Here is a 22,670-nt window from a genome sequence, read left to right as displayed (position 1 = left end):
GCTCATCAGTGGAATATTTATCAGGTTTTTATGGCAGCAATAAAAAACGGACGTTTGTCTATGCGGGCCTTCTGGCAGCAAGTGCGTCCTCCCTCCCTGAAAGGTTGGTCTTTGCGCTTTTGCTGCGCTTGTATTCTTCTGATCTTGGAGAGCGTGACAGCCGTTGCCACGCCTTGGCTGTTCAGTGGTATGGTCGGTCGGCTTTCAGGGCATGAGACTGCTTTGGTGGCCATCATGCTTCTACTGGCAAGCTATACAGTCCTGCGTATGCTGGGGGCAGTAGCAGGGCCAGTGCGTAGTCTGCTTATGGTGCCGATAAGAACGGTGCTGCGGGAACGGATTAGCCTGCGGGGATTGGAACATATTCATCAACTCAGTGCCCGTTTTCACCAGCAGCGGCAGACCGGGGCTTTGACCCGCATCATCGACCGAGGCGCCGATGCGGCTAGCACGATCGTGGATATGGCGTTTTCTAATGTCATGCCAAACCTGTTGGGCTTGGGGCTGACATTCCTTGTGGTTCTGCATGTTTTTGATGGTTGGTACTTGGTGCTGCTCTGCGGCACGTTGCTTCTTTATGCGGGCATATCATTTCTTTTCACGCGTTGGCGGATGCAGGCCCGTAGGGAACGTAATCGGGCAAACAGCAATGCACACCGTCATCTTGTAGATAGTTTGCTGAATGCAGATATTGTCCGGGCTTTTGGTAATGCCGCTTATGAAAGCCGGCGGCAGGAAAAGATATGGAAGTCTTTGAGCGCAGCTGAAGCACGGTTGCAGAAACTTGTAGGGAGTTCTCAGGCCATTCGCAATATTCTGATTGCTTTAGCAACGGCCTCGTTACTGGGGATGGCTATACTGGATATTGAGTCTCATCGAATCGGTGTTGCACAGTTTGTGCTGATGGGCACTTATCTTCGCAGTGTTTATGCCTCAGTCGGGGCGTTGAATTATGTTGGGGCTAGCTGGCGTAATGCTCGTGTGGATATGGAGGCCTATCTAGAGCTTATGGCTTTGGAGCCGGAGATACAGTCCCCGCCAGAGCCTGTGCCACTGCCTACAGGGCATCCCGGAGGCGTCACGTTAGAGATGCAGCATGTTGTCTTTGGGTATGAGCCGGACAGGTTGATCCTACGGGATGTTAGCTTTTGGTTGGAAGCTGGCAGAATGCTTGCAGTGGTGGGGCGTAGCGGGTCTGGTAAATCGACCTTAGCGAAGCTCATCAGTCGTCTGTATGATCCGCAGGAAGGAAAGGTGCTGATGGACGGCGTGGCTCTTCCTGATCTGTCGCTTGACGTCCTGCGGGCGCAGATTGGCGTGGTGGCGCAGGATACATCACTCTTTAATGCCACGATTGCTGAAAATATTGCCTATGGACGGGTAGGGGCTGGAATAGAGGAAATCCGACAGGCTGCCGAAGCTGCTCAGTTAGGGCCACTTATTGAGAGATTGCCGGATGGGTTCGCCACATTGGTCGGAGAGCGAGGTGTGCGCCTTTCTGGCGGGGAGAGGCAGAGAATGGCCATTGCTCGTATCCTATTGCGTAGCCCCCGCTTGCTCGTGCTGGATGAGGCAACCAGTGCTTTGGATACTAAAACGGAGGACGCCATACAGCGGGAGCTTTTGGCTTTGTCGTCCGGCCGGACAACGGTTGTGATTGCCCATCGTCTTTCTACGATCCAGCGTGCTGACCATATTCTTGTTATGGAGGGTGGAAAGGTGATGGAAGAGGGAACCCATCATGACCTGTTGGAAAAAGAAGGTATTTACGCAGGAATGTGGAGATTACAGGCGAGAGGGGGTTCCGTTGAAAGTCATTCGGTTGTAGAGGGGTAGCGGGCTACTTCTGTCGGTATGAAAGGCAGGAAAGACTTGACGTATCAGCGTCTATACGTCATAAGCCCGCCTTATTTACGGAACACGCCAAGCCGTTTTGCGGCTCTGCGTATCACAGTATCGAGGAAGTTCTATGTCTCGCCGTTGCCATGTCACGGGCAAAGGGGTGCTGACGGGCAATAACGTCAGCCACGCCAATAACAAATCCCGTCGCCGTTTCCTCCCGAACCTTCAGGAAGCCACGCTCCTGTCCGATATCCTCGAGGCACCGGTGCGTATGCGCCTGTCCGCTAAGGGTATCCGTACAGTTGAGCATAATGGCGGACTTGATTCCTTCCTGCTGGGTACACCGAACCGGAAACTGACGCCGGAGGCTCTTGTTATCAAGCGTCGTATCCTGCGCGTTCAGGAGCGTAAGGCTGCCCAGCCAGCTGCCTAATTTAGGTAGCTGAGCCCGTCCTTAGTATAGGGCGGGCGGCTGTTCCGGGGTGACTCTGCCGGCACAGTCCGTTTTTCTGGTATTCATACAGGGTCTGATGAGGGTGCCCCGGCGCAGGCGGTGGCACCTTTCCTTGCATTTTGGAGGTTTCCCGTGACCGACGACAGCGTTCAGGGCGCGAAGTCCGCTCTCTCAAAGATTCGCAACATCGGTATTACCGCTCATATTGACGCCGGTAAGACGACGACGACAGAGCGCATGCTCTATTACACCGGTATGTCCCACCGTATCGGTGAAGTGCATGACGGGAACACCACGACCGACTACATGGAGCAGGAGCGTGAGCGCGGCATCACCATCACCTCCGCTGCTGTGACCTGTGAGTGGGACGGCCACCGCATCAACATCATCGACACCCCTGGCCATATCGACTTCAACATCGAGGTGAACCGCTCCCTCCGTGTGCTCGATGGTGCCATCTTCGTGATCGAAGGTGTGGCCGGTGTGCAGCCGCAGTCCGAGACCAACTGGCGTCTGGCTGACCGCTATAACGTGCCTCGTATCATCTTCATCAACAAGCTGGACCGTACCGGTGCCGACTTCGATTATGCCTTCAGCACACTGAAGGAGAAGCTGGACATCGTGGCCATTCCGCTTCAGCTGCCGATCGGTGCCGAAGAGAACATGGTCGGCGTTGTGGACCTGGTGGAAATGCGTGCCATCGTCTGGGAAGGTGGTGAGCTGGGCGCTAAGTTCCACTACGAAGAAATTCCGGCCGACATGAAGGAGCGTGCTGAAGAAGCACGTCAGAACCTGCTTGATACGGCTCTGAGCGTCGATACCGCCGCTATGGAAGAGTATTTCGAGAAGGGCGAAGTAGACCTCGCCACTCTGAAGCGCTGCATTAAGAAGGGTACGATCTCTGGTGAGTTCCGCCCTGTCCTGTGTGGTACGGCCTTCAAGAACAAGGGCGTGCAGCCGCTGCTGGATGCTGTGATTGACTACCTCCCGGCTCCGGATGAGGTTGAGGGTATTCGTATTGCTCCGCCGGAAGATAAGGAAGTTGACGAGAGCTTCCTGCCGATCATCCCGGTTGACCCGGAAGGCAAGTTCGCTGGTCTCGCCTTTAAGATCATCTCCGATAAGTATGGTACACTGACCTTCGTTCGTGTCTATCGTGGCGTGCTGAATACGGGTGATACCGTGCTGAATACCACAAAGGGCACCAAGGAGCGTGTTGGTCGCATGTTCCAGATGCACGCTGACAAGCGTCAGGAAGTGAAGTCTGTCGGCGCTGGTGACATTGCTGCCTTCGTTGGTCTGAAAGACACCGTGACCGGTGACACACTGGCTGATGCAGCTGACCCGGTTGTTCTGGAGCGTATGCAGTTCCCGGTTCCAGTGATTGATATTTCTGTCGAGCCGAAGACCAAGGATGCTGTCGAGAAGATGACGCTGGCTCTCCAGAAGCTGACAGCTGAAGATCCGTCTCTGCATCTGCGGACAGACCAGGAAACAGGTCAGACCATTCTTTCCGGTATGGGTGAGCTGCATCTGGACATCATCGTGGACCGTCTGCGCCGTGAATATGGCGTTGATGCTAACATCGGTGCTCCGCAGGTTGCTTATCGTGAGACGATCACCCAGTCCCACACCGAGACCTACACCCATAAGAAGCAGTCCGGTGGTTCTGGTCAGTTCGCTGAGGTGAAGATCACCTTCGAGCCGCTGCCGGAGAAGGGTGACGAAGAGATCATCTTCGAGAACAAGATCGTCGGTGGTGCTGTGCCGAAGGAATACATCCCGGCTGTCGATAAGGGCGTGCGTATGCAGTCCACGACGGGTGTGCTGGCTGGCTTCGAGACGGTGGGCTTCAAGTTCACTCTGGAAGACGGTAAGTACCACGACGTTGACTCCTCGGCTCTGGCCTTCGAAATCGCCGCTAAGGCTTGCTTCCGTGAAGGTATGAAGAAGGCTGGTCCGGTCATTCTGGAGCCGATCATGGATGTGGAAATCACCACCCCGAACGATCACGTTGGTGACGTGGTGGGTGACCTGAACCGCCGCCGTGGTATCATTCAGAACCAGGAGACATCTGGCTCCACCGTTCTGATCCGTTCTCAGGTGCCGCTGAAGGAAATGTTCGGTTACATTTCTCATCTGCGTTCTGCTACGAAGGGTCGTGCATCCTTCACCATGCAGTTCCATCACTATGAGCCGGTACCGCGTAACGTGCAGGATGAGATCATCGCAGAGCGTTCCTAATACGCCCTGTAGCGATCATTCTTTAAGGAGGCCCTCCGTCAGTTCGCTGGCGGAGGGTTTTCTTTTGTCCCATCCCCGCTTGACAAATCATCTTATGGTGGTGTTATTTACACGAATATACGGTGATGGATTACCACCGGGCCATTGGGCCAAACCGCCACCCGAGGAGTCGGGAAAGGCTGATGATTCCTGCCAATAAGACCTCTCATAAGACTGTATGAGGGGATGGTGAGGGAGTCTCTGATGTTGTCATCAAAAGATGTGATGCCGTTTGCGTTGAATCTGCTCCGCTGGTTGGGGCTGCTGGTGCCATTGGCCCTGGTTGTAGGGAGTTCCTGTGCTCTCTTTCTCTGGATGCTGGAGTGGGTAACGCACTACCGTTTTGTTCATCCGGCTATTTTGTATGGTCTGCCCTTTGCCGGTGTGGCCGTGGCTTTGGCCTATTATTGGTGGGGCGGCCGTGCGGGTGGTGGTAATAATCTCATCCTTGATGAGATTCATAATCCATCAGAGGGCGTGCCGCTGCGTATGGCACCGTTTGTTTTTATTGGTACGGTAATCAGTCATCTTTTTGGCGCTTCTGTTGGGCGTGAAGGGACGGCCGTGCAGATAGGCGGGAGCCTTGCCAGTAGTTTTGCCAAATTCTTCCAATTGGATAAGCGCAACACGAGTATCTTGCTGACAGCTGGTGTAGCGTCCGGTCTAGGGGCTGTGTATGGCACGCCCATCACAGGAGCTGTTTTTGGGTTGGAGGTTCTGACCCTTGGTGCGCTGGATTACTCGGCACTATTGCCTGTGGCGGTCGCATCTATCATTGCCGATTGGACATGTCATCAGTGGGGTATCCACCACGCTGTTTATCCAGTTACTTTCAAGGGGCTGGCCTCACCGGGGCAGATACCTTTCCATGTTGATGCTATATTGTGGGCAAAAGTAGCCGTTGCTGCCGTGATGTTCGGCTTTGCTAGCCGTGCTTTTGCAGAAGGTGTTTATCGGCTTGGTCCGGTTATTAAGAAAATTTGTCCGACACCGTGGTTACAACCTGCCATCGGCGGCATCGCAACCATTCTGCTGGTCTGGCTTTTGGGTACAAGGGATTATCTAGGGCTTGGTGTTGTGGCTCCAGAGGCCGGGGGGGCCTCAATCATCAATTTCTTCAGTACAGCCCATTATGATTGGAGCTGGTTGCTGAAGTTAGTTTTTACCGTCATTGCTCTCGCTACAGGCTATAAGGGAGGAGAGGTGACGCCTCTATTCTTTGTGGGAGCTGGCTTGGGGAATGCCCTTGCGCCAGTGTTGGGTGTTCCTACTGATCTTCTGGCGGCTGTGGGTATGGTGGCTGTTTTTGGTGGTGCCGTGAATACCCCTCTGGCCTGTACGATCATGGGAGTAGAACTTTTTGGCGGGACAAATATCGTTTATTACGCCACAGGTTGTTTTGTTGCCTATCTCTGTTCTGGCCATACGGGAATTTATTTGTCCCAGAAGGTAGGGGTACCTAAAATATGGCGGCCTGATTTTGTGCCAGATATAGCTTTGCGTCGCACAAGAGAAGGTGTCTGGAAAGAAGAAGATCAGCTTTGAATTGAAAAAGGGCCTCTTCCCGGGAAGGAAAGAGGCCCTTTCTATAGTGTCTCTGTTAAGAGGGCGTCATCAGCCGAAGCAGTGATTGGCGTGCATGATAGCGACACCGACCTCACGGAGTAGGTCGAACGCTTCCCGTAGCGGCTGGAAGATTTCCCGATGCTCACGGGCAAAGCCCTGTGCCACACCAGCACCGCCAGGTTCGCCGAAATCGAGGTCGGCAATGCTGGGGGCTGTGATGGGGAAGAGGTCATCCAGTAGGCGCAATGCCCGTGGGACATCAAGGCAGAGGATAAGGGTTGTGATAGCTTCCCGGGTCAGTGTGCCACGGGGGCCGAAATAGGGGATGTGTGTCCCCAGTGTCCAAATACGGTCCATCAAGGCAAAGCGGATGACGTGCAGCAGCTTCTCGTCCACATCCATGCGGGGGGCTTCCGGCCATACGGAACGTAGGGAGATGTCCTCCCGCTGGATGCGGCGGAAGAGAGCCGGAACGCTCTTCCAAAACTCTAGCTCTTCCAGATCACGGGCAATGCTGAGGAAATGCACTCGATCATCAGCATTATCGCAGTCAGCTGCACGGTTCAGCCATGTGCCGGGGTCCAGTTGATGAATAGTGGCCCGTAGAACATCAAGGTCTGAATGTTTCAGAGCCTGAGACGCAAAATCCATGAGCTGACGGAAACGGGGAGAGCTGTGACGCAGCTGCTCGAACTGTTCCGTATGACGGCGGGCAGCTCCGCCAAGGCCGTGCAAAACATTGGCCCACCAGCCAAGCTGCTGGAGAATGGCATTATTGGGAATAGCACGGATCTGGCTCGGATGAGTGATGCGTGTCACCCGTGCCGTGTCGGATTGACGTGCAGAAGGGCGGGAGCCGGTTTTGTCCACCAATGCAGGGCCAAAGGCACTAAGCAGGGCAGTGTAGCCAGGGTCATCAACCAGATCCCCCATCTTCAGGGCGATGGTGGAGAAGAAATCCATAGCAAAATCGGGCTTGCTGAAGAGAGGATCATTCAGTGCCTCTGCAGCAATGGGTTCCCCCTGTGCCGCAACGAATTCAGCCAGTGTTGCAATGGTGGAGGCGGCAAGGTTCTCCGTTCCGAAGGAGAGATAGCCATCTCCCCCCTGAAAAGCCGCTTCGACCCGGCTTGTAATCCCTGCTTTGCGCAGAGCCTGCCGTGTGTTGGCTGGGGAGAAATATTCCAAACGCTCTTTTAGGCTGAAAGGATGAGCGCCACGGCCAATGCTTTCGCCATGAGTGTCGAACATGGTCAGGGCGATATCGTCCAGCCCATGTTCTTTCATTAGTTCCAGAGTGCGTAGGCGGAGGCGTTCGACCATGGGACCAGCTGCGAGCTGCCCGACATAACGCCCGGAATCTGAATAACCGAATTGGAGGGAGAGACGCCCATTAGCCCGGAGATAGGCCCGCCAGTGTGGAGAGCGGAAGGCTTCTTCCAGAATTTCTGCGCCGTTTTCCAGAGCGCTCTCTGTCTCGAAAAGCGGGGAAATTTCAATTTGATCATCACGGATGCCGAAGAGGCGGGCCAGCCATAGTGTGGCAAGCAGCGTATAGCCACTTTCCGTCTCGGCGATCAGGAAGCGGATGGGAGACCCAGAATCAACGTGTTTGAGGATCTGCGCCATGGTCATCATCAGGCGTGATGCTGCACTAGGTTCTACCAGCAGAGCGCCGAAGTCGATGGTCAGCGGCTTCAGATCGTCCATGGCGGCATCAATGTGAGAGAGCAGAGCCCGACGATGGAAAGGCAATGTCGGGTCATCCGTCAGGCCGAGCCTTGTACGGGCCACGTTGTAAATCTGCGCCGCATTGAGACGGGTGTGGATGTGAGACAGTCCCAGCCCATGGTTGAGGAAGCCCGTGCGGATGACATCCAGCTGACGAGCTGTTGCATCATCCAGACCGGCAGCTTCTGCCTCGAAGAGGGGAAGTAGCTCTTTAGCGTTGAGGAGAGCCGTTTCCCGCAGGTCAATCAGAGTATGGGAAAAACGGGCAATATCTTCCGGCTTCATAGTCTGGCCGGGGATGGAACGGGGGCAGGCCTCCCGCTGCTGCTGTGTGGCCTGCAGAGCAGAGATAACCCGTTTGCCAAGGGTAGAGTCTTTTAGGCCAATCCGCTCCAGTCCTTCGAGCAGACGCTCCAGCTGGGCGATCTTGAGACCCAGACGGATGCGGATTGTATCCCACCAGCCGATGTCATTGCGGCCATCCGTATCAAAACCTACCCAGCTGGCCAGTCGGACAGGGGCTGGGGTCAGTTCTTTAGAATCAGGCCAGCGGCGCTGTGCGGCCTGAAGGATTTCAGCTGAGAGTTTGTCCAGCGCATCACGCCCACGAGTGATAGCGGCAAGGGCTAGTGCTTGCTCTTCATCCAGTGTTGGCGGTGTAGCGCGGCGATGTGTCGGTAGGGAAGGCACCGGGCAAGCTGGGTCTTCTGCCCGGCGGGCGAGAAGCTCGTAGACATCATTGGCGAGGGCAAAGGTCGGATGAGCCGTGAAGACGGCGGCAAAACCGGTCACGGAGAGGTCTTCCGGTGTCCGGGCCTGTGCGACTAGCTGTTCGGCCACCTTGCGCAGGCGAGGTTCTGGTGGGCAAATGGTGCCTTCATGCTCCAGCCCAACATAACGGCGTAGAGCATCGGCCCGGGTCATGAAATTGCGATCCCGTAACAGACGTATAGCCTGTCCGATTGTTTCCAGGCCTTTTTCCGCTCCTGTTTTTTCCGCAATAGAAATAATCAGGCTGGAAAGGTCATGTGGCGTGCGTTTCAGCACTGTGGCACAGGATTCAATCAGTTCAGCAGGCGATGCGTCAGTCTGGGAGGCGCAATCAGGCATGGGGAACAGTCTCGCTTGTTTTGATCTCATATCAGCCGGGAAGAGTGTAGCATCATTACCGGCACGGTCGTTCCTGTATAGGCTTAATTATGCTAATGAGCCAAGTGTTGTTAACTAAGTGATTCAGGTCTGTTCTGCTGGATTTTTTTCGCAGGATGGATGCTTGCGGGAGCTACAGCCCGCTCCTTACTTGCGTGTATGATGAGGTCAGTCTGTCGCCATGTCCGTCCCGGTGCGGAAAAATAAGGTTTCTCTCTGGGCCGGTCTGCTGTTGGTGGGCACGTCTGTGCTGGCTGTCGTCAGCCGACTGAGTGTCTGGCAGAAACTGTTTGGCCCCTCACTGTGGCTTGAAATGATACAAGCTGGAAGTCAGGCGGGCGTAGTGGGCGGCATGGCCGATTGGTTCGCCGTTACGGCCCTGTTCCGGCATCCGCTAGGGCTACCCATTCCGCATACGGCTATCTTGCCACAGCGCAAAGCCCAGCTGGGAGAAGCGCTTGGGCGTTTCATGGTGGAACATTTTCTGACTGAAGAGGAAATACTGCGCCTGCTGGAGCGGGTCGATGCGCCAGCCGTTCTAGCAAATTTTCTGAAGAAGGAGGAGGTAGAGCGGCGGGTGCTGGAGCATCTGCGAGGACTGGCCCCAGCAGTGCTGGAGCGTGTCGGCGATGGGCGGGGTAGCTCTTTTCTGGTTACTCTCTTCCCGACCTTGATGAAAAGAGATGATGTGACAGCTCTCGTCATTCGTGGTTTGCGGGCTATGGTGAATGGGGAGATTCACCAAGAGGTTTTTTCATTTTTCCTAGCACAATTCAAAGAATTGGTTAGCCAGAAAGAAGATGACATGCACCGCTTTGTGGAGAAGCGTGTGCGGGAGCAGGGCGGGCGTCTGATTGGTTGGGCCATTGGCACGTCAGTAGCCACGCAGGTGTTGACCGCATTGAAGGCCGAGCTAAGCCGTGTGGACCCGATGGATTCCGAAATTCGGCATGGTTTTACACGCTGGGTGAGAAGGAAAATCCAGACCCTAGATGAAGACCCGCAGACCGCTCATCAGCTTATGGATGGCATCGCCACCTTTTTTGCACACGATAGCGTGAAGGAGTGGGGCGGGGGCCTATGGCGGCGGCTCTGCCTTATGGTGGAGGAGGACAGCCAGAAGGATGATGGGCTGAGTATGCAGGCACTGACAACAGCCTATCAGCAGCTGATTAATATGCTTTCGCAGCAGACGGAGCTAGCTGCTCAGTTAGATCAGGCACTGCGTCAGGCAGTTATTCAGGCCCTACCACAGATGCAACATAATGTAGCGGGAATGATTGCCCGTGTCGTTGGGCGTTGGGATGCAGAAAGTCTGTCATCCCGGTTGGAGGCTGGCATTGGGAAAGACCTAGCCTATATTCGGGTTAATGGCACTGTGGTTGGTTTTGCGATAGGTGCTGTACTGGAAGGCTTGCTTGCTTATTTTGTGCCGTGAGTGGTATTTTTTAATATAAAATTAAAAAACCAGCCTGCTACAACCATACATAAAGCTTGACCATCAGGAAAATATGGGTCACTTCCTTGAATGGGGACCTGTTAGGTCTTAAATAGAGAATCATTGATGTAGGCTGTAGGTTTTTCATTGTGCTGAGACTGTCCAAACTGGCTGATTATGCGACTGTTGTTCTTGTGCGTCTTGGCGTGCGTGGTGGCCTAGCCACGGCTGCCTCTCTAGCGCAGGAGACCGGCGTACCCGAGCCCACAGTTGCCAAACTGCTAAAAGGACTGGCCGCCGGTGGGTTGGTTGTCTCTTATCGTGGTGCACGGGGGGGATACCGACTGGCGGAAGAGTTGAAGGACATTTCCGTGGCGCGGGTCATCAGCGTGGTGGATGGGCCCATCTGTGTGACGGCCTGCTGTGATGGTAAGGAATGTGCCCACGGAGAGACCTGTGGGCTGTCCGGGCAGTGGGATATGGTGAATGGGGCGGTCCGGCAGGTGCTAGAGACCATTACTCTGGCTGATATGGCCAACCCAGAGCTGAAATTCGATCCGTCCTCTGCCACACCGGCGGAAGCGACAATGCATAGGCCTGAGGAACAGGGAGGATGCCATGCCGGCTGTGTCGGAAACCCGTGAAGCCGTCGAGAAACTGGCCAAGTCCAATTATGAATGGGGCTTTGAGACAAATGTGGAGATGGACCTCGCCCCGAAAGGGTTGAACGAGGACATTGTCCGGCTGATTTCCGCCCGCAAGAAAGAGCCGCAATGGATGCTGGAATGGCGGCTGAAGGCCTTCCGTGCATGGCAGGAAATGAGCGAGCCGAATTGGGCGAAGATCAAGCATCCGCCGATTGATTATCAGGATGCTCACTATTTCGCTCAGCCCAAGAAAAAGGCTGGCCCCAAGAGCCTTGATGAAGTTGACCCTGAACTTCTGAAAACTTACGAGAAGCTCGGCATCCCCCTGCATGAGCAGGAGATGTTGGCCGGTGTCGAAGGAGCAGGACAAAAGACACCCGTTGCCGTGGATGCGGTGTTTGATAGTGTCTCTGTGGCGACAACTTTCCGTAAGACGCTGGCCGAAGCGGGTGTGATTTTCTGCCCGATTTCTGAAGCTATTATCGAACATCCAGAACTGGTGAAGAAATATCTGGGTACGGTCGTACCGGTGGCAGACAATTTCTTCTCGGCTTTGAACTCAGCCGTCTTTACGGATGGTTCCTTTGTGTATGTACCCAAAGGGGTGCGCTGTCCGATGGAGCTTTCCACCTACTTCCGTATTAACGCCCGTAATACGGGGCAGTTTGAGCGGACGCTGATCATTGCTGAAGATCAGGCTACTGTGTCCTATCTGGAAGGCTGCACAGCTCCCCAGCGTGATGAGAACCAGCTCCATGCTGCTGTTGTCGAGTTGGTGGCGATGGAAGATGCCTTTATCAAATATTCCACGGTGCAGAACTGGTACCCGGGTGATGAGAACGGTAAGGGCGGCATTTATAACTTTGTGACCAAGCGGGGCATTTGCAAAGGTGACCGTGCCCGTATTTCATGGACACAGGTTGAAACCGGCTCGGCCATTACATGGAAGTATCCGTCCTGCATTCTGGCAGGGAAGGGTTCGGTCGGTGAGTTCTACTCTGTCGCTGTGACGAACGGGCATCAGCAGGCTGACACGGGTACGAAGATGATCCATCTTGCCCCGGATACACGCTCCACCATTGTGGCCAAGACCATTTCCGCTGGGAAGTCGGATAGTACCTACCGAGGGCTTGTTCGTATGCAGCCCAAGGCTCGCAATGGACGTAACTTCACGCAGTGTGACAGTCTGTTGATTGGTGATCAGTGCGGAGCCCATACGGTCCCTTATATTGAGAGCCGCAACATGAGCGCACGCATCGAGCATGAGGCGACAACATCTAAAATTTCCGAGGACCAGCTTTTCTATTGCCGGTCCCGTGGTTTTTCAGAAGAGGAAGCCGTTGGCCTGATCGTGAACGGTTTCTGCCGGGAGGTTCTCAAGGAACTCCCGATGGAATTTGCTGTGGAAGCACAGAAGCTGCTTCAGATCAGTCTGGAAGGGAGCGTGGGTTAAGCTATGAGTGATTTTCTGAAGATTGAAGGGCTGAAGGCCCAGATCGATGCTGACGGAACCCCCAAGGAAATTCTGAAGGGTCTGGACCTGACAATCCCTAAGGGAGAGGTTCACGCTATTATGGGGCCGAATGGCTCCGGCAAGTCCACGTTGTCTTACGTTCTGGCAGGGCGTGAGGATTACGAGGTGACGGGTGGTTCCGCTCATTTCAAGGGGCAAGACCTGTTGGAGTTAGAGCCGGAAGAACGTGCTGCGCTGGGCGTGTTCCTTGCTTTCCAATCCCCTGTGGAGCTGCCGGGTGTTAATAATGCCAACTTCCTGCGGACAGCCGTAAATGCTGTGCGTAAGGCTCGTGGTGAGGAAGAGCTGGATGCCGTGTCCTTCCTCAAACTGGCACGGGAGGAAACGAGCCGTCTTTCCATGTCCGGCGAGATGCTCAAGCGTGCTGTGAATGTCGGCTTCTCCGGTGGTGAGAAGAAGCGCAACGAAGTGCTGCAGATGCGTTTACTCAAGCCCTCACTAGCTATTCTCGATGAGACAGATAGCGGGTTGGATATTGATGCCCTGCGTATTGTGGCTGACGGCGTTAATTCCCTGCGTGGACCGGATTTCTCCTCTCTGGTGATCACTCATCATCAGCGTCTTCTGGATTATATCGTGCCGGATCGTGTGCATGTTATGGCGCATGGGCGCATCATCCATAGTGGTGGGCCGGAAGTGGCCACCCTGCTGGAAAAACAGGGCTACAAACAGTTTCTTGAGGCAGCAGCGTGAGTGAGAACAATGCAGCAGCCTGGCAGGCCCTAACGGGTCGTGCTGGGGAGCGTGCAGCCCTGCTGGGGACGGAAGGGCTGCCGACAAGGCGGGTAGAAGCATGGCATTACACGCCGCTTCAGTCGCTGAACGGGGTCGCTTGGCAGGCCGCTCCAGCCCTTAACGAAGCCGCTGTAAAACAGCGTGTCGATGCGCTGAATTTGCCAGCTCATGACGGCTTGTTGGTCTTTGCCAACGGGCGGTTTTGCAAGAGCCTGTCCCATCTGCCAGCCTGCATGGATGTGCAGGAATATGGCGATGGTGCTGCTGTGCCAGCGTTGCTGGCGGGGCGTTTTTCCGCTGGTTTGAATGCAGCTCTGCGGCAGCCGGGGGCGCGGCTACATGTGCCTGCCAAGACGGATGCTGGCCTGATCGTTATGATCAGCCTGACAGAGGGAGACGGTGTTTCGACCCACCTGCATCACAGCATCACCTTGGAGGAAGATGCACGGCTGAGCTTGCTGGATATTCAGCTTGGTGAGGGCCAGTATCTGACCAATCCTCAGATGGATGTCCATTGTGCAGATAAGGCTCATTTCAGCCATATTACGCATCAGGCAGAAAGCCGTGAGGCGGCTCGACTGGGGATCATCAGTGCTCGCATTGGTGAGCGGAGCAATTACGACAGCTTCACGCTCAATCAGGGTGGTGCGTTGGCTCGTCAAGAAGTGGTTAGCCAGCTTTCTGGGCCGTTTAGCAACACGAACGTCAATGCCATTCAGCTTGTTGATGGTAGCCGGCTGAATGATCTGTCTTCCATGATTCATCATGCTTCGCCAGATTGCACATCCCGTCAGACAGTGCGGACAGTCTTGTCCGAGAACGGGCAGGGCGTGTTTCAGGGTAAGATTCTGGTGGACCAGATCGCCCAGAAGACTGATGGCTACCAGATGAATCAGGCTCTTCTTCTGTCTGAAAAAGCACAGATGAACAGCAAACCGGAGCTTGAGATTTACGCTGATGACGTCAAGTGCAGCCACGGGGCGACTGTTGGTGCGCTAGATGAAGACCAGCTTTTCTATCTCCGCTCCCGTGGTGTGTTGGAAGAGCAGGCCCGTGACATGCTGGTTCAAGCCTTTCTGCTGGAAACGGTGGAACTTGTGGAGCACGAGAGCCTGCGTGACTATCTGCTGAAGGCGTTGCCCGGCCATGTTTGATAATGTACGTGCTCGCTTCCCCATTCTTTCCGAAACGGCCCATGGTCGTCCGCTGGTCTTTTTGGACAGTGCGGCCTCTGCCCAGAAGCCGGAGTGCGTCATCGACGCCATGAGTGAAGCGGCACGGCATTGTTACGCTAATATTCATCGTGGCCTGTATGACATGAGCGATCGGACCACGCAGGCTTATGAAGCCGTGCGGGACGATGTGGCCCGGTTCCTCAATGCGGCGGATCGGCGGGAGATCGTCTTTACCAAAAACAGCACGGAAGGTTTCAATCTGTTAGCCCATTCGCTGGGCAGTCAGCTGAAACCCGGGCAGGCCGTGCTGATTTCTGCGCTGGAGCACCATGCTAATATCGTGCCGTGGCTTATGCTGCGGGACAGGCTGGGGATTGAGCTGCGTGTTGCACCGATCAATGAGGCTGGCGATATCGACCTTGCCGCATATGAAGAGTTGCTGAGTGATGGCTGCGTTGCTCTGGTTTCGGTCACGCATATGTCCAATGTGCTGGGGACCATCACGCCGGTAACGACGTTGGCAAAGCTCGCTCATCAGTATGGTGCGAAGATCATTGTTGATGGCTCTCAGTCTATTGTCCATCGCAAGGTGGATGTGCAGGCTCTGGGAGCGGATTTCTTCCTCTTTACCGGGCACAAACTTTATGGCCCAACAGGGGTTGGCATTCTGTGGGGAAAGCTGCCTCTATTGGAAGACATGCCGCCTTTCCTTGGAGGGGGGGACATGATCCGTTCCGTCTCTTTCGAGAAAGCCACATGGGCCGAGGCTCCGCATAAGTTCGAGGCCGGTACGCCTGCTATTTTGGAAGTATTGGGTCTAGGGGCCGCTATCCGTTTTGTGGAAAGCTTGGGAGCTGAGGCAATTGAAGCACATGAACGTGACCTGATTGCTTATGCCCAGACGGTTCTTGAAAAGACGGATGGGGTGCGCATCATGGGTAACCCGGTGGAGAGGGGAGGAGTCTTCTCGCTGCAAGTAGAGGGGGTCCATCCCCATGATCTAGCCGTGCTGCTGGATCAACAGGGAATTGCCATTCGGGCAGGACAGCATTGTGCTGAACCGTTGATGCACGAGCTTGGAGTACAGGCCACTGCCCGGGCCAGTTTTGCCATTTATACGACACGTGACGAGATAGACGCTCTGGCCCATGGCATTGAGCGTGCGCGTGCCTTACTTGCGTGAGGATGTCATGACAGAAGCAGACGACCTGAAGACCAGAGATGAAGCGGTTTCTCCCGCTGTGGACGAGACCATTCCCGATGGGCCGTCTGTTCCGACAAAGGAGCAGGCTTACGAGGGAGAAGAAGAGCTTGTCCCGCCGCCTGTAGATGCCCCGCCGCAGCAGGATGAGGTCATCGCCGCTATCGAGACGGTTTTTGACCCGGAAATTCCGGTCAATCTCTACGAGCTGGGGCTGATCTACGCTATCGACCTGCACGATGATGGGCGTGTGGATATCGAGATGTCCCTTACGGCTCCGAATTGCCCTAGTGCGCAGGAGTTACCCCAGATGGTGCGATATGCTGTGTTGTCTGTCCCGACCGTACGGGAAGTAACCGTCAAGGTCGTGTGGGATCCACCGTGGGATATGAGCCGGATGAGTGATAATGCCCGTCTAGCCCTAAATATGTTCTGATCGAAGACGCTGGAAACTGAAAATCAGGAGGGTACTCCCTATGACAGACACTGCCCCAAAACGCAGTCTGCCACCTCTGATGACCATGACAGACCGTGCCGCCGCCCGCTTGAAAGCCTTGTATGAAGGAGCTGAGCAGGGCAAATTCCTGCGTATCAGCGTTGGTAAGCGTGGTTGTTCTGGCATGTCTTATGAGATGAACTTCGTACCGGAAATCCAGAAAGGTGATGAGCGGATCGAAGATCATGGCCTGACCCTACTGGTAGATAGCAAGGCAACACTTTTTCTGATTGGAACGGTTATGGATTATGAGGTGAAGGAGCTGGAATCGGGCTTTACCTTCACCAACCCCAACGAAAAAGGCCGTTGCGGCTGTGGAGAGAGCTTCCACGTTTGATTGTGGGGCTGATCCGGGAACGATGAAGCGGAAGGGGGATTATCCCTTCCGCTTTTTTTCGGCCTTGCGGATGCGCTTGAGGTCTCTGGAAAGAACCAGCACAGTTTCCACATCTGTGGACCAGAGGAATTGATCAATCACGGTCCATGCAAGAACGGCAAAACCGGCTTCTTTCATGGCAGGAAGTTCTTTTTCAAGAGCCGCTGGATTACAGCTTACATATACCATGTCCTGCACTTTGGAGCGCAGCAGTGAGGCGAGCTGTTTACCGCAACCAGCATAAGGCGGGTCTAAAACGACAACACGAGCCTGATTCAGTTCCGGTGGGAGGAGTGGCTGACGGTTGAGGTCTCGCTCAAAACCTTCAGCCCGACTTCCATGCGTGGCAGTACGTAGGGCTTCAATAGCGGCTTTCTCGCCCTCATAGGCCAGCACGAATCCATGCTGTGCAAGTGGGAAGGTTAGTGTTCCACAACCGGCATAAAGTTCGATGATTCGATCTTTTCGGTTCAGCGGCGGAAGACCAGCCAGAACGGCGTTTCGAATGGCCTGTTCACCTTCTTGGGTAGCCTGAAGGAAACTGGCAGGTGGTGGAGAGACCTTCACACCACCAAAATGATGAAAGACCGGCCCAGACTGAGCTGCTGTTTCCATCATTTTTCCCGGAGCCGGACGCCATGTGATGCGGGGGATGTGGTGCTCCCGTGCAAAAGCGGCCAACTTTTCCCGGTCGGAGCCGCTTAAAGGCGCCGATGTTTCCAGAGTTAGGTCAGGTCCGCTTTCCAGTAGATTTATGGCAAGGTTGCCACAGCTTGTTAGCGCACCGAGAGAGGATAGACATTGGCGGAGGGCAGGGAGAAGGGCTAGCAACTCTGGTCGGATAAGGGGACATTCAGTCATGTCCACCGGGTCACCGCCCCGCTGATGCAATCCTAGAACCATCCCACCCGGTACACGCTGTAAAGCCACATCCAGCCGCTGACGGCTATGGGGAGGTGTCTGATACAGGGAGGGTTCTGGTAGATCAGTAAAGCCGCTCTTCGTAAGAGTGCGCTCGACTTGATCTTTCTTCCAGTCCAGTAGGGTGGTTGAATCCATATGCTGAAGGGCACATCCTCCGCAGCGATCAGCGAGAGAGCAGGGGGGCGTTACCCGTTCGGCAGAGGAACTTTCCCGCTCCAGAAGCTCTACCTGGCCATTATGAAAGCGTAGATGCAGCTGCTCACCCGGTAATGTGCCGGGAATGTACCAGACCTGCCCATTGTGGCGCACCATCCCATCCCCCGAGCGGCCAAGCTGCTCGACAGTGGCATGAGCCTGCGTAGAACCTTCCATCATGATTCGGACGGGTCACGAGGTTCCGGCAGGAAGCTAACCTTCATGAAGGCTGGGACATTCTCGCCAAAGCCATCTTGAATACCGTTCTTTTCCGGTACAGGCGGCAGAAGTTCAGCCCGGCCAGAGCGCTGTTTATGGTCATGCTTGCGAGCCTCGGGCAGCGGGTCACGTTCTGGCTGCTTTTTGCGGGCCGGGCGGTTCTCTGCCTTGGCATCGGCGGTTTTCTTATTCCCGCTATCTTGCGGCCGATCTTTGGCTTCTGTTGGGGCGGCGGCCGAAGGAGCGTCTTCGTCGCCACGCCATTCAAGCTGCCGGAATCCTTTAATCGTCAGCGGATTAATCGTCTTGCCCGTTAGGGTCTCGACTGCCTCAAGCAGTTTCTGCTCATCCGGTGTGGCCAGACTGTAGGCTTTGCCTTCCTTACCGGCACGGCCTGTACGACCGATGCGGTGGACATAATCTTCCGCATTAAAGGGAAGATCATAGTTGAAGACATGGGAAAGCCCGCCAATGTCGATGCCACGGGCCGCCACATCGGAGCAGACGAGAATCTGAATATCACCAGTGCGGAATCGTTCCAGCGTTTCAAAGCGCAGGTCCTGCGTCAGGTCGCCGTGCAGATGTCCGACTGAGAATTTTTGCCGTGTCAGATAGCGTTCCAGCATATCCACGTCACGCTTGCGGTTACAGAAGATGATGGCATTCCGCACGCCATCTTGCCGCAGGAGAGCGCAGAGAGCCCGGTTTTTGTCTTTCTTCTCTACAACCAGCAGACCTTCCGTGATGGTGCTGGTAATAGAAGACTGGCGGGCAACGGTGATTTCCTTCGGGCTGTTCAGGAAGTTATCGCCCAGACGGCGAATTTCCGGTGCCATTGTAGCGGAGAAGAAAAGTGTCTGACGGCGTCTGGGCAACAGACCTACGATACGCTCAATATCTGGGATGAAGCCCATATCCAGCATACGGTCTGCTTCATCAATCACGAGCAGATCGGTTTGTGTCATCAACAGTCCGCCCCGTTCGAACATATCAAGCAGGCGGCCCGGTGTAGCGATGAGGACATCAACGCCACGGTTTAGCAATTCCCGCTGCTCGTTCATCTTGCCACCGCCGATCAGCAGGGCGTGGGTTAGGCGGAGATGAGCACCATACTGCTTGAAGTTTTCGGCCACCTGAAGGGCAAGCTCACGGGTCGGCTCAAGAATGAGTGACCGGGGCATCCGGGCCCGAGCACGAGACTTTGAAAGTTTCTCGAGCATAGGCAGAGTAAAGGAGGCTGTTTTACCAGTTCCTGTCTGCGCTACGCCTAGCACGTCATGCCCTGCCAGAATCTCCGGAACAGCCTGCGCCTGAATGGGCGTGGGGTGCGTGTAGCCCATTTCTGTAACAGCTTTGAGGATTGGCTCTGAAAGGCCAAGATCGCTGAAACGGATACGCTCTTCCGTCTCATTGCTCTCAGGCTCATCAGTGGCTGTTTCCTGCACGGGAGCTTCCACCGTTTCCGGCTCAGCCTTCTTCACGGTTTTGCGGCGACGGCGTACCGGCTTGGCTGGAGCGACTTGTTCCTCTTCAGCTTCAGCGGAGGAGGGGGCCGCCACTGTAGCTTCGGTTGGCTCTTCTACTGTTTTTTTACGGCGAGTCGTTGTGCGACGTCGAGCCGGCTTTGGTGTCTCTACTGAGGCTTCGGGGCCTTCTGCCTCATTGACCTTGGGAGCAGCCTCTTCCGTCACAGTCTTTTTACGACGTGTCCGTGTTGCTGCGGCCGGTTTCGCCTTGGTTGTGCTGGCATCTGAGGTTTCCGTTTCGGCTGTCTGGGCCGTACGGGTGGATGCTGTACGTTTGCGTTTAGGAGCGGTCTTTTTAGGCTCGGCAGCCGGCGTGGCGTCGTCCTTTACCGCCTCTTCTTCAGTTTCTGTGACAGTCTTTTTACGGCGTGTCCGTTTGACTGGTTTTTCTGCTGGGGCAGAAGCGTCCACCTCTTCATGGGAGGTCGTCTCTTCTGGGGCAGATTTTACGGTGCGACGTCGTGTCGTGCGTTTCGGCTTTTCAGCAGTATCTGCGGCTTCGACAGTGTTTGTCGTTTCGTCCGTTGTGATTTCTGCTGGAGTCGTAGTTTTTTTTCTGGTGCCAGCCGTAGTACTGCGGCGTCGTGTGGTTGTCTTACGGGTAGCAGTGGCGGCGTCATCTTGCACAGTATCGTCCGCTGGCTGCTCTGTCCCGGTTTTTGTCCCGGTGCGGGGTGTCTTCGTGCGGGTAGAGGACGTTTTCCGCACGCGGCTGGTGCTGCTGCGGGTCTTGGACGGACCAGAGGATGGTTTACTGCTCAAATGACTCTCGGAATATCTCGGTTACGGATCAGGCTGCCCGGTACCCTGTTGGGCAGACGGAAGCTGAATGGGGAGGAAGGGGCCCAACCTCCCCGGTTCGTTAATATCCGTTATCGTTAAATGCCATTTTTGGCAAGGTATATAGGCCGTCAGTTCATAGTGTAAGGAGGCGGGAAATCAGGCTCCGCCACCAAGTGCCCCAGCGATGATGGCAATGATGCCTACCAGAGCCATGAGTGTTGCCCGCCGGTGTAGGGAGGTAAAGAGCTGTGGTTGCGGACGGATGGCACGGCGTGCAGCCCGCAGCGGGCCGAACAGCATGCTCAGGAAAATAACGATCATGATCACCCCACAAAGCGCCATGAGATGGAACGGCCATGGCAGATAGGCCCCTGCGTGGATGATGAGGGCGATTCCGGTCAGAACAGCCACAGGCACTACATGGCAAAGTGCTTTGAGGAAGCGGCCATAGGTCTGGAGTATAACCGTGCTGGCCTGTTGTGCCTCTAGCAGGCGGACAGTGCGGCGTGACTGGAGGCAGAAAACTGTCCCACCAACCCAGTAGGTGATGCAGAGGAGATGAAGGGCAAGGATGAGCCCCCAGAGAATGGAACTGGTCATAGTCAATCCATGAAGTGTAACTGAATGATCGGTGTCACATCTTATAGAGGGAAGATTCCGTTATGTCCTGCTTTCCATCTCAGAGAGCATTGTCACAGGTTCTTCTGACCCCCGATGATACGAAGCTGATGGACCGTGCCATGGCTCCGATTCTGCCGCAGGTCATGGAGAGAGCGGGCATGATGGCTGCACGGACCGTCTGCCAGCATATCCGGCCTTGTCGGGTTCTGGTGGCCTGTGGCCCGGGCAACAATGGGGGAGATGGCTATGTGTTGGCGCGTTATCTGGCAGAGCGTGGCTGGCCTGTCTCCGTAGCAGTGTTGCATCCGCCAGGGGGTGGCACTCTTGCCGAGATGATGGCGCAGCGTTGGCAGGGGCCGGTAGTGGCTTTCACGGCGGAAGAAGCCAAACGTGCTGATTTGGTCATTGATGCTGTTTTTGGAGCCGGGATGAATCGGCCCCTATCAGAAGTGGTTGAGCAGTTTTTTGCGGCAGCACGACAAATTATCGCCATTGATGTTCCATCGGGCCTAGATGGTGCTACGGGGGCCTGCAAGGGGCGGGTTGCCCCCTGTTTGATGACGGTTGCTTTAATCCGTAAACGGCCGGGCCACCTGTTGGAACCGGGTAGGTCTCTTTGTGGTGATGTGGTTTGTGTTGATTTGGCCATTCCTTCCGCTGTGATGGAGGGGCTGGCAGATTCGGCATTGTGGGAAAATGGGCCGGCACTGTGGCCTCTGCCGGTGCAGCAGGCAGAAGATCACAAATATAAGCGGGGTGTTGTGAGCCTCTGTGGTGGTGCGGCGATGCATGGTGCGGCCTTGTTTGCGTTTGAAGCAGCCCGTCATGTTGGTGCTGGGTTGGTGCGGCTAACGGTACCTGATGAATCCGCTCTGTTGTATCGACTCGCATCCCCAGCGGCCATTGTTGATACGCTCCCCCTAGAAGAGGCACTGAAGGACGAGCGGCGGCATGTCTGGGTTTGTGGTCCGGGGTTGGGAAAAGAGGAGGTAGAGCGGACATTGCCACTTCTCCTGCGAGCTCATCGGAAGATTGTGGCGGATGCAGGGGCGTTGACATGGGCCGCTGGACATCCCGAGTTGTTGCGGGGTGTGTCTGTCATAACGCCGCATATGGGTGAGTTTTCCCGTCTTTTTGGGCCGTGTGAAGAAAATCGTTTGGAAGCAGTCCAGCGGGCATCCAACCAGCTTGGGGCCGTGGTCGTGCTTAAGGGAGCCGATACGCTTATCGCTGCACCAGATGGCCGTGTGGCGGTCAACGTGCATGCTACACCCGCTCTTGCTGTTGCGGGGGCTGGGGATGTTCTGAGTGGACTTGTCGGTGCTTTTCTGGCGGCGGGATTGCCAGCATGGGAGGCTGCTGCCGCCGCAGTGTGGATTCACGGCGAGGCAGGGCGGCGTGCCGCTGTAAAGAAAGGGGGCTGGATCGTGCCAGAAGATCTTTTCGGAGAGCTGGGAGTGGCCCGTTCTGCGGCATCTTATGCGGAAGAAGAGAAATTATATTGGCAGAAATAACATATTTGCAAAGACAAGCCCTTGCCGATGCCGATTTCATGCGCTAAATCCGCAGACCAGTGAAGGGTCTGTGCCTACTTAGCTGAAGGGACAGATACTGGAGAGCAGGCCGTATGGATTATGCGGGCGTGGTGAAATTGGTAGACACGCCAGATTTAGGTTCTGGTGGCGCAAGCTGTGGGGGTTCAAGTCCCTCCGCCCGCACCAAGGCAGTCTCCTCCTGAATAGAACGATGTTGATGATCCCCTTATCATAGAGAAG

At 55.2% G+C, this 22,670-nt stretch carries 17 protein-coding genes, 1 tRNA gene and 1 riboswitch; of the genes, 14 read left to right on the top strand and 4 right to left on the bottom strand.

The window, feature by feature from the left end; translation table 11 throughout:
- The first annotated feature begins 30 nt into the window (after positions 1-30).
- From AL01_RS02535 to AL01_RS02520, 4 genes are all read left to right on the top strand, one after another.
- Positions 31-1,836 (top strand): ABCB family ABC transporter ATP-binding protein/permease, encoded by a 1,806-nt coding sequence (locus AL01_RS02535; protein ID WP_077395678.1) that lies wholly within the window; start codon positions 31-33, stop codon positions 1,834-1,836.
- A gap of 133 nt (positions 1,837-1,969) precedes the next feature.
- Positions 1,970-2,275, top strand: a complete 306-nt coding sequence (gene rpmB, locus AL01_RS02530; protein ID WP_077395677.1) for a 50S ribosomal protein L28 — start codon at positions 1,970-1,972, stop codon at positions 2,273-2,275.
- Positions 2,276-2,428: 153 nt separating this feature from the next.
- Positions 2,429-4,540 (top strand): elongation factor G, encoded by a 2,112-nt coding sequence (gene fusA, locus AL01_RS02525; protein WP_077395676.1) that lies wholly within the window; start codon positions 2,429-2,431, stop codon positions 4,538-4,540.
- Between the two features lie 112 nt (positions 4,541-4,652).
- Positions 4,653-4,739, top strand: a riboswitch (Fluoride riboswitch).
- Between the two features lie 44 nt (positions 4,740-4,783).
- The gene (locus tag AL01_RS02520; protein WP_077395675.1) at positions 4,784-6,124 is read left to right on the top strand and encodes a voltage-gated chloride channel family protein; all 1,341 of its coding nucleotides are present in this window, start codon (positions 4,784-4,786) and stop codon (positions 6,122-6,124) included.
- Positions 6,125-6,193: 69 nt separating this feature from the next.
- Here the strand turns inward: AL01_RS02520 and AL01_RS02515 are convergent, their stop codons facing one another.
- Positions 6,194-8,986 carry a phosphoenolpyruvate carboxylase gene (locus AL01_RS02515; RefSeq protein WP_077395674.1) on the bottom strand — a complete coding sequence of 931 codons (2,793 nt, stop codon included), beginning with the start codon at positions 8,984-8,986 and terminating at the stop codon, positions 6,194-6,196.
- A 220-nt stretch (positions 8,987-9,206) separates the two neighbouring features.
- On the opposite strand from AL01_RS02515, the gene AL01_RS02510 reads away from it, so the two are divergent.
- The 8 genes from AL01_RS02510 (at position 9,207) to AL01_RS02475 (ending at position 16,588) form a co-directional block, all read left to right on the top strand.
- A complete protein-coding gene (locus AL01_RS02510) occupies positions 9,207-10,463 on the top strand; it encodes a DUF445 domain-containing protein (protein WP_077395673.1) in 1,257 nt (418 codons plus the stop codon).
- A gap of 149 nt (positions 10,464-10,612) precedes the next feature.
- Positions 10,613-11,107 (top strand): SUF system Fe-S cluster assembly regulator, encoded by a 495-nt coding sequence (locus AL01_RS02505; protein WP_077395672.1) that lies wholly within the window; start codon positions 10,613-10,615, stop codon positions 11,105-11,107.
- Positions 11,082-12,563 (top strand): Fe-S cluster assembly protein SufB, encoded by a 1,482-nt coding sequence (gene sufB, locus AL01_RS02500; protein WP_077395671.1) that lies wholly within the window; start codon positions 11,082-11,084, stop codon positions 12,561-12,563. Before AL01_RS02505 ends, sufB begins: the two co-directional genes overlap by 26 nt.
- A 3-nt stretch (positions 12,564-12,566) precedes the next feature.
- Positions 12,567-13,337, top strand: coding sequence for a Fe-S cluster assembly ATPase SufC (sufC, locus tag AL01_RS02495; RefSeq protein WP_077395670.1), 771 nt, complete (start codon positions 12,567-12,569; stop codon positions 13,335-13,337).
- Positions 13,334-14,533 carry a Fe-S cluster assembly protein SufD gene (gene sufD, locus AL01_RS02490; protein ID WP_077395669.1) on the top strand — a complete coding sequence of 400 codons (1,200 nt, stop codon included), beginning with the start codon at positions 13,334-13,336 and terminating at the stop codon, positions 14,531-14,533. Before sufC ends, sufD begins: the two co-directional genes overlap by 4 nt.
- The gene (locus AL01_RS02485; protein WP_077395668.1) at positions 14,526-15,737 is read left to right on the top strand and encodes an aminotransferase class V-fold PLP-dependent enzyme; all 1,212 of its coding nucleotides are present in this window, start codon (positions 14,526-14,528) and stop codon (positions 15,735-15,737) included. The genes sufD and AL01_RS02485 overlap by 8 nt, the downstream gene beginning before the upstream one ends.
- A gap of 7 nt (positions 15,738-15,744) precedes the next feature.
- Positions 15,745-16,191, top strand: coding sequence for a DUF59 domain-containing protein (locus tag AL01_RS02480; protein WP_077395667.1), 447 nt, complete (start codon positions 15,745-15,747; stop codon positions 16,189-16,191).
- Positions 16,192-16,231: 40 nt separating this feature from the next.
- Entirely contained in the window at positions 16,232-16,588 is a 357-nt protein-coding gene (locus AL01_RS02475) for a HesB/IscA family protein (RefSeq protein WP_077395666.1), read from the top strand.
- 39 nt (positions 16,589-16,627) lie between these two features.
- Here the strand turns inward: AL01_RS02475 and AL01_RS02470 are convergent, their stop codons facing one another.
- From AL01_RS02470 to AL01_RS02460, 3 genes are all read right to left on the bottom strand, one after another.
- On the bottom strand, positions 16,628-17,926 hold the full coding sequence (locus AL01_RS02470) for a class I SAM-dependent RNA methyltransferase (protein ID WP_077395665.1): 1,299 nt from the start codon (positions 17,924-17,926) through the stop codon (positions 16,628-16,630).
- Positions 17,923-19,524 carry a DEAD/DEAH box helicase gene (locus tag AL01_RS09465; RefSeq protein ID WP_408735434.1) on the bottom strand — a complete coding sequence of 534 codons (1,602 nt, stop codon included), beginning with the start codon at positions 19,522-19,524 and terminating at the stop codon, positions 17,923-17,925. Before AL01_RS09465 ends, AL01_RS02470 begins: the two co-directional genes overlap by 4 nt.
- Before the next feature lie 906 nt (positions 19,525-20,430).
- Complete coding sequence (locus AL01_RS02460; protein WP_077395664.1) at positions 20,431-20,874, bottom strand: hypothetical protein; 444 nt, start codon at positions 20,872-20,874, stop codon at positions 20,431-20,433.
- Positions 20,875-20,936: 62 nt separating this feature from the next.
- On the opposite strand from AL01_RS02460, the gene AL01_RS02455 reads away from it, so the two are divergent.
- Together AL01_RS02455 and AL01_RS02450 are read left to right on the top strand one after the other, a co-directional pair.
- Complete coding sequence (locus tag AL01_RS02455; protein ID WP_193791525.1) at positions 20,937-22,409, top strand: NAD(P)H-hydrate dehydratase; 1,473 nt, start codon at positions 20,937-20,939, stop codon at positions 22,407-22,409.
- A 122-nt stretch (positions 22,410-22,531) separates the two neighbouring features.
- Positions 22,532-22,616 (top strand) — tRNA-Leu (locus AL01_RS02450).
- Positions 22,617-22,670: the final 54 nt, after the last annotated feature.

Origin of the sequence: Bombella intestini (assembly GCF_002003665.1) — a bacterium.
Taxonomy (GTDB): domain Bacteria; phylum Pseudomonadota; class Alphaproteobacteria; order Acetobacterales; family Acetobacteraceae; genus Bombella; species Bombella intestini.
This window is presented reverse-complemented; position numbering and strand designations above follow the sequence as displayed.

Coding starts and splice junctions, on each gene's coding strand:
- AL01_RS02535 (WP_077395678.1), top strand. CDS start 31: ATGGCAGCAATAAAAAACGGACGTTTGTCTATGCGGGCCTTCTGGCAG.
- rpmB (WP_077395677.1), top strand. CDS start 1,970: ATGTCTCGCCGTTGCCATGTCACGGGCAAAGGGGTGCTGACGGGCAAT.
- AL01_RS02520 (WP_077395675.1), top strand. CDS start 4,784: ATGTTGTCATCAAAAGATGTGATGCCGTTTGCGTTGAATCTGCTCCGC.
- AL01_RS02515 (WP_077395674.1), bottom strand. CDS start 8,986: ATGCCTGATTGCGCCTCCCAGACTGACGCATCGCCTGCTGAACTGATT.
- AL01_RS02510 (WP_077395673.1), top strand. CDS start 9,207: ATGTCCGTCCCGGTGCGGAAAAATAAGGTTTCTCTCTGGGCCGGTCTG.
- sufB (WP_077395671.1), top strand. CDS start 11,082: ATGCCGGCTGTGTCGGAAACCCGTGAAGCCGTCGAGAAACTGGCCAAG.
- sufC (WP_077395670.1), top strand. CDS start 12,567: ATGAGTGATTTTCTGAAGATTGAAGGGCTGAAGGCCCAGATCGATGCT.
- AL01_RS02485 (WP_077395668.1), top strand. CDS start 14,526: ATGTTTGATAATGTACGTGCTCGCTTCCCCATTCTTTCCGAAACGGCC.
- AL01_RS02480 (WP_077395667.1), top strand. CDS start 15,745: ATGACAGAAGCAGACGACCTGAAGACCAGAGATGAAGCGGTTTCTCCC.
- AL01_RS02475 (WP_077395666.1), top strand. CDS start 16,232: ATGACAGACACTGCCCCAAAACGCAGTCTGCCACCTCTGATGACCATG.
- AL01_RS02470 (WP_077395665.1), bottom strand. CDS start 17,926: ATGATGGAAGGTTCTACGCAGGCTCATGCCACTGTCGAGCAGCTTGGC.
- AL01_RS02460 (WP_077395664.1), bottom strand. CDS start 20,874: ATGACCAGTTCCATTCTCTGGGGGCTCATCCTTGCCCTTCATCTCCTC.
- AL01_RS02455 (WP_193791525.1), top strand. CDS start 20,937: ATGTCCTGCTTTCCATCTCAGAGAGCATTGTCACAGGTTCTTCTGACC.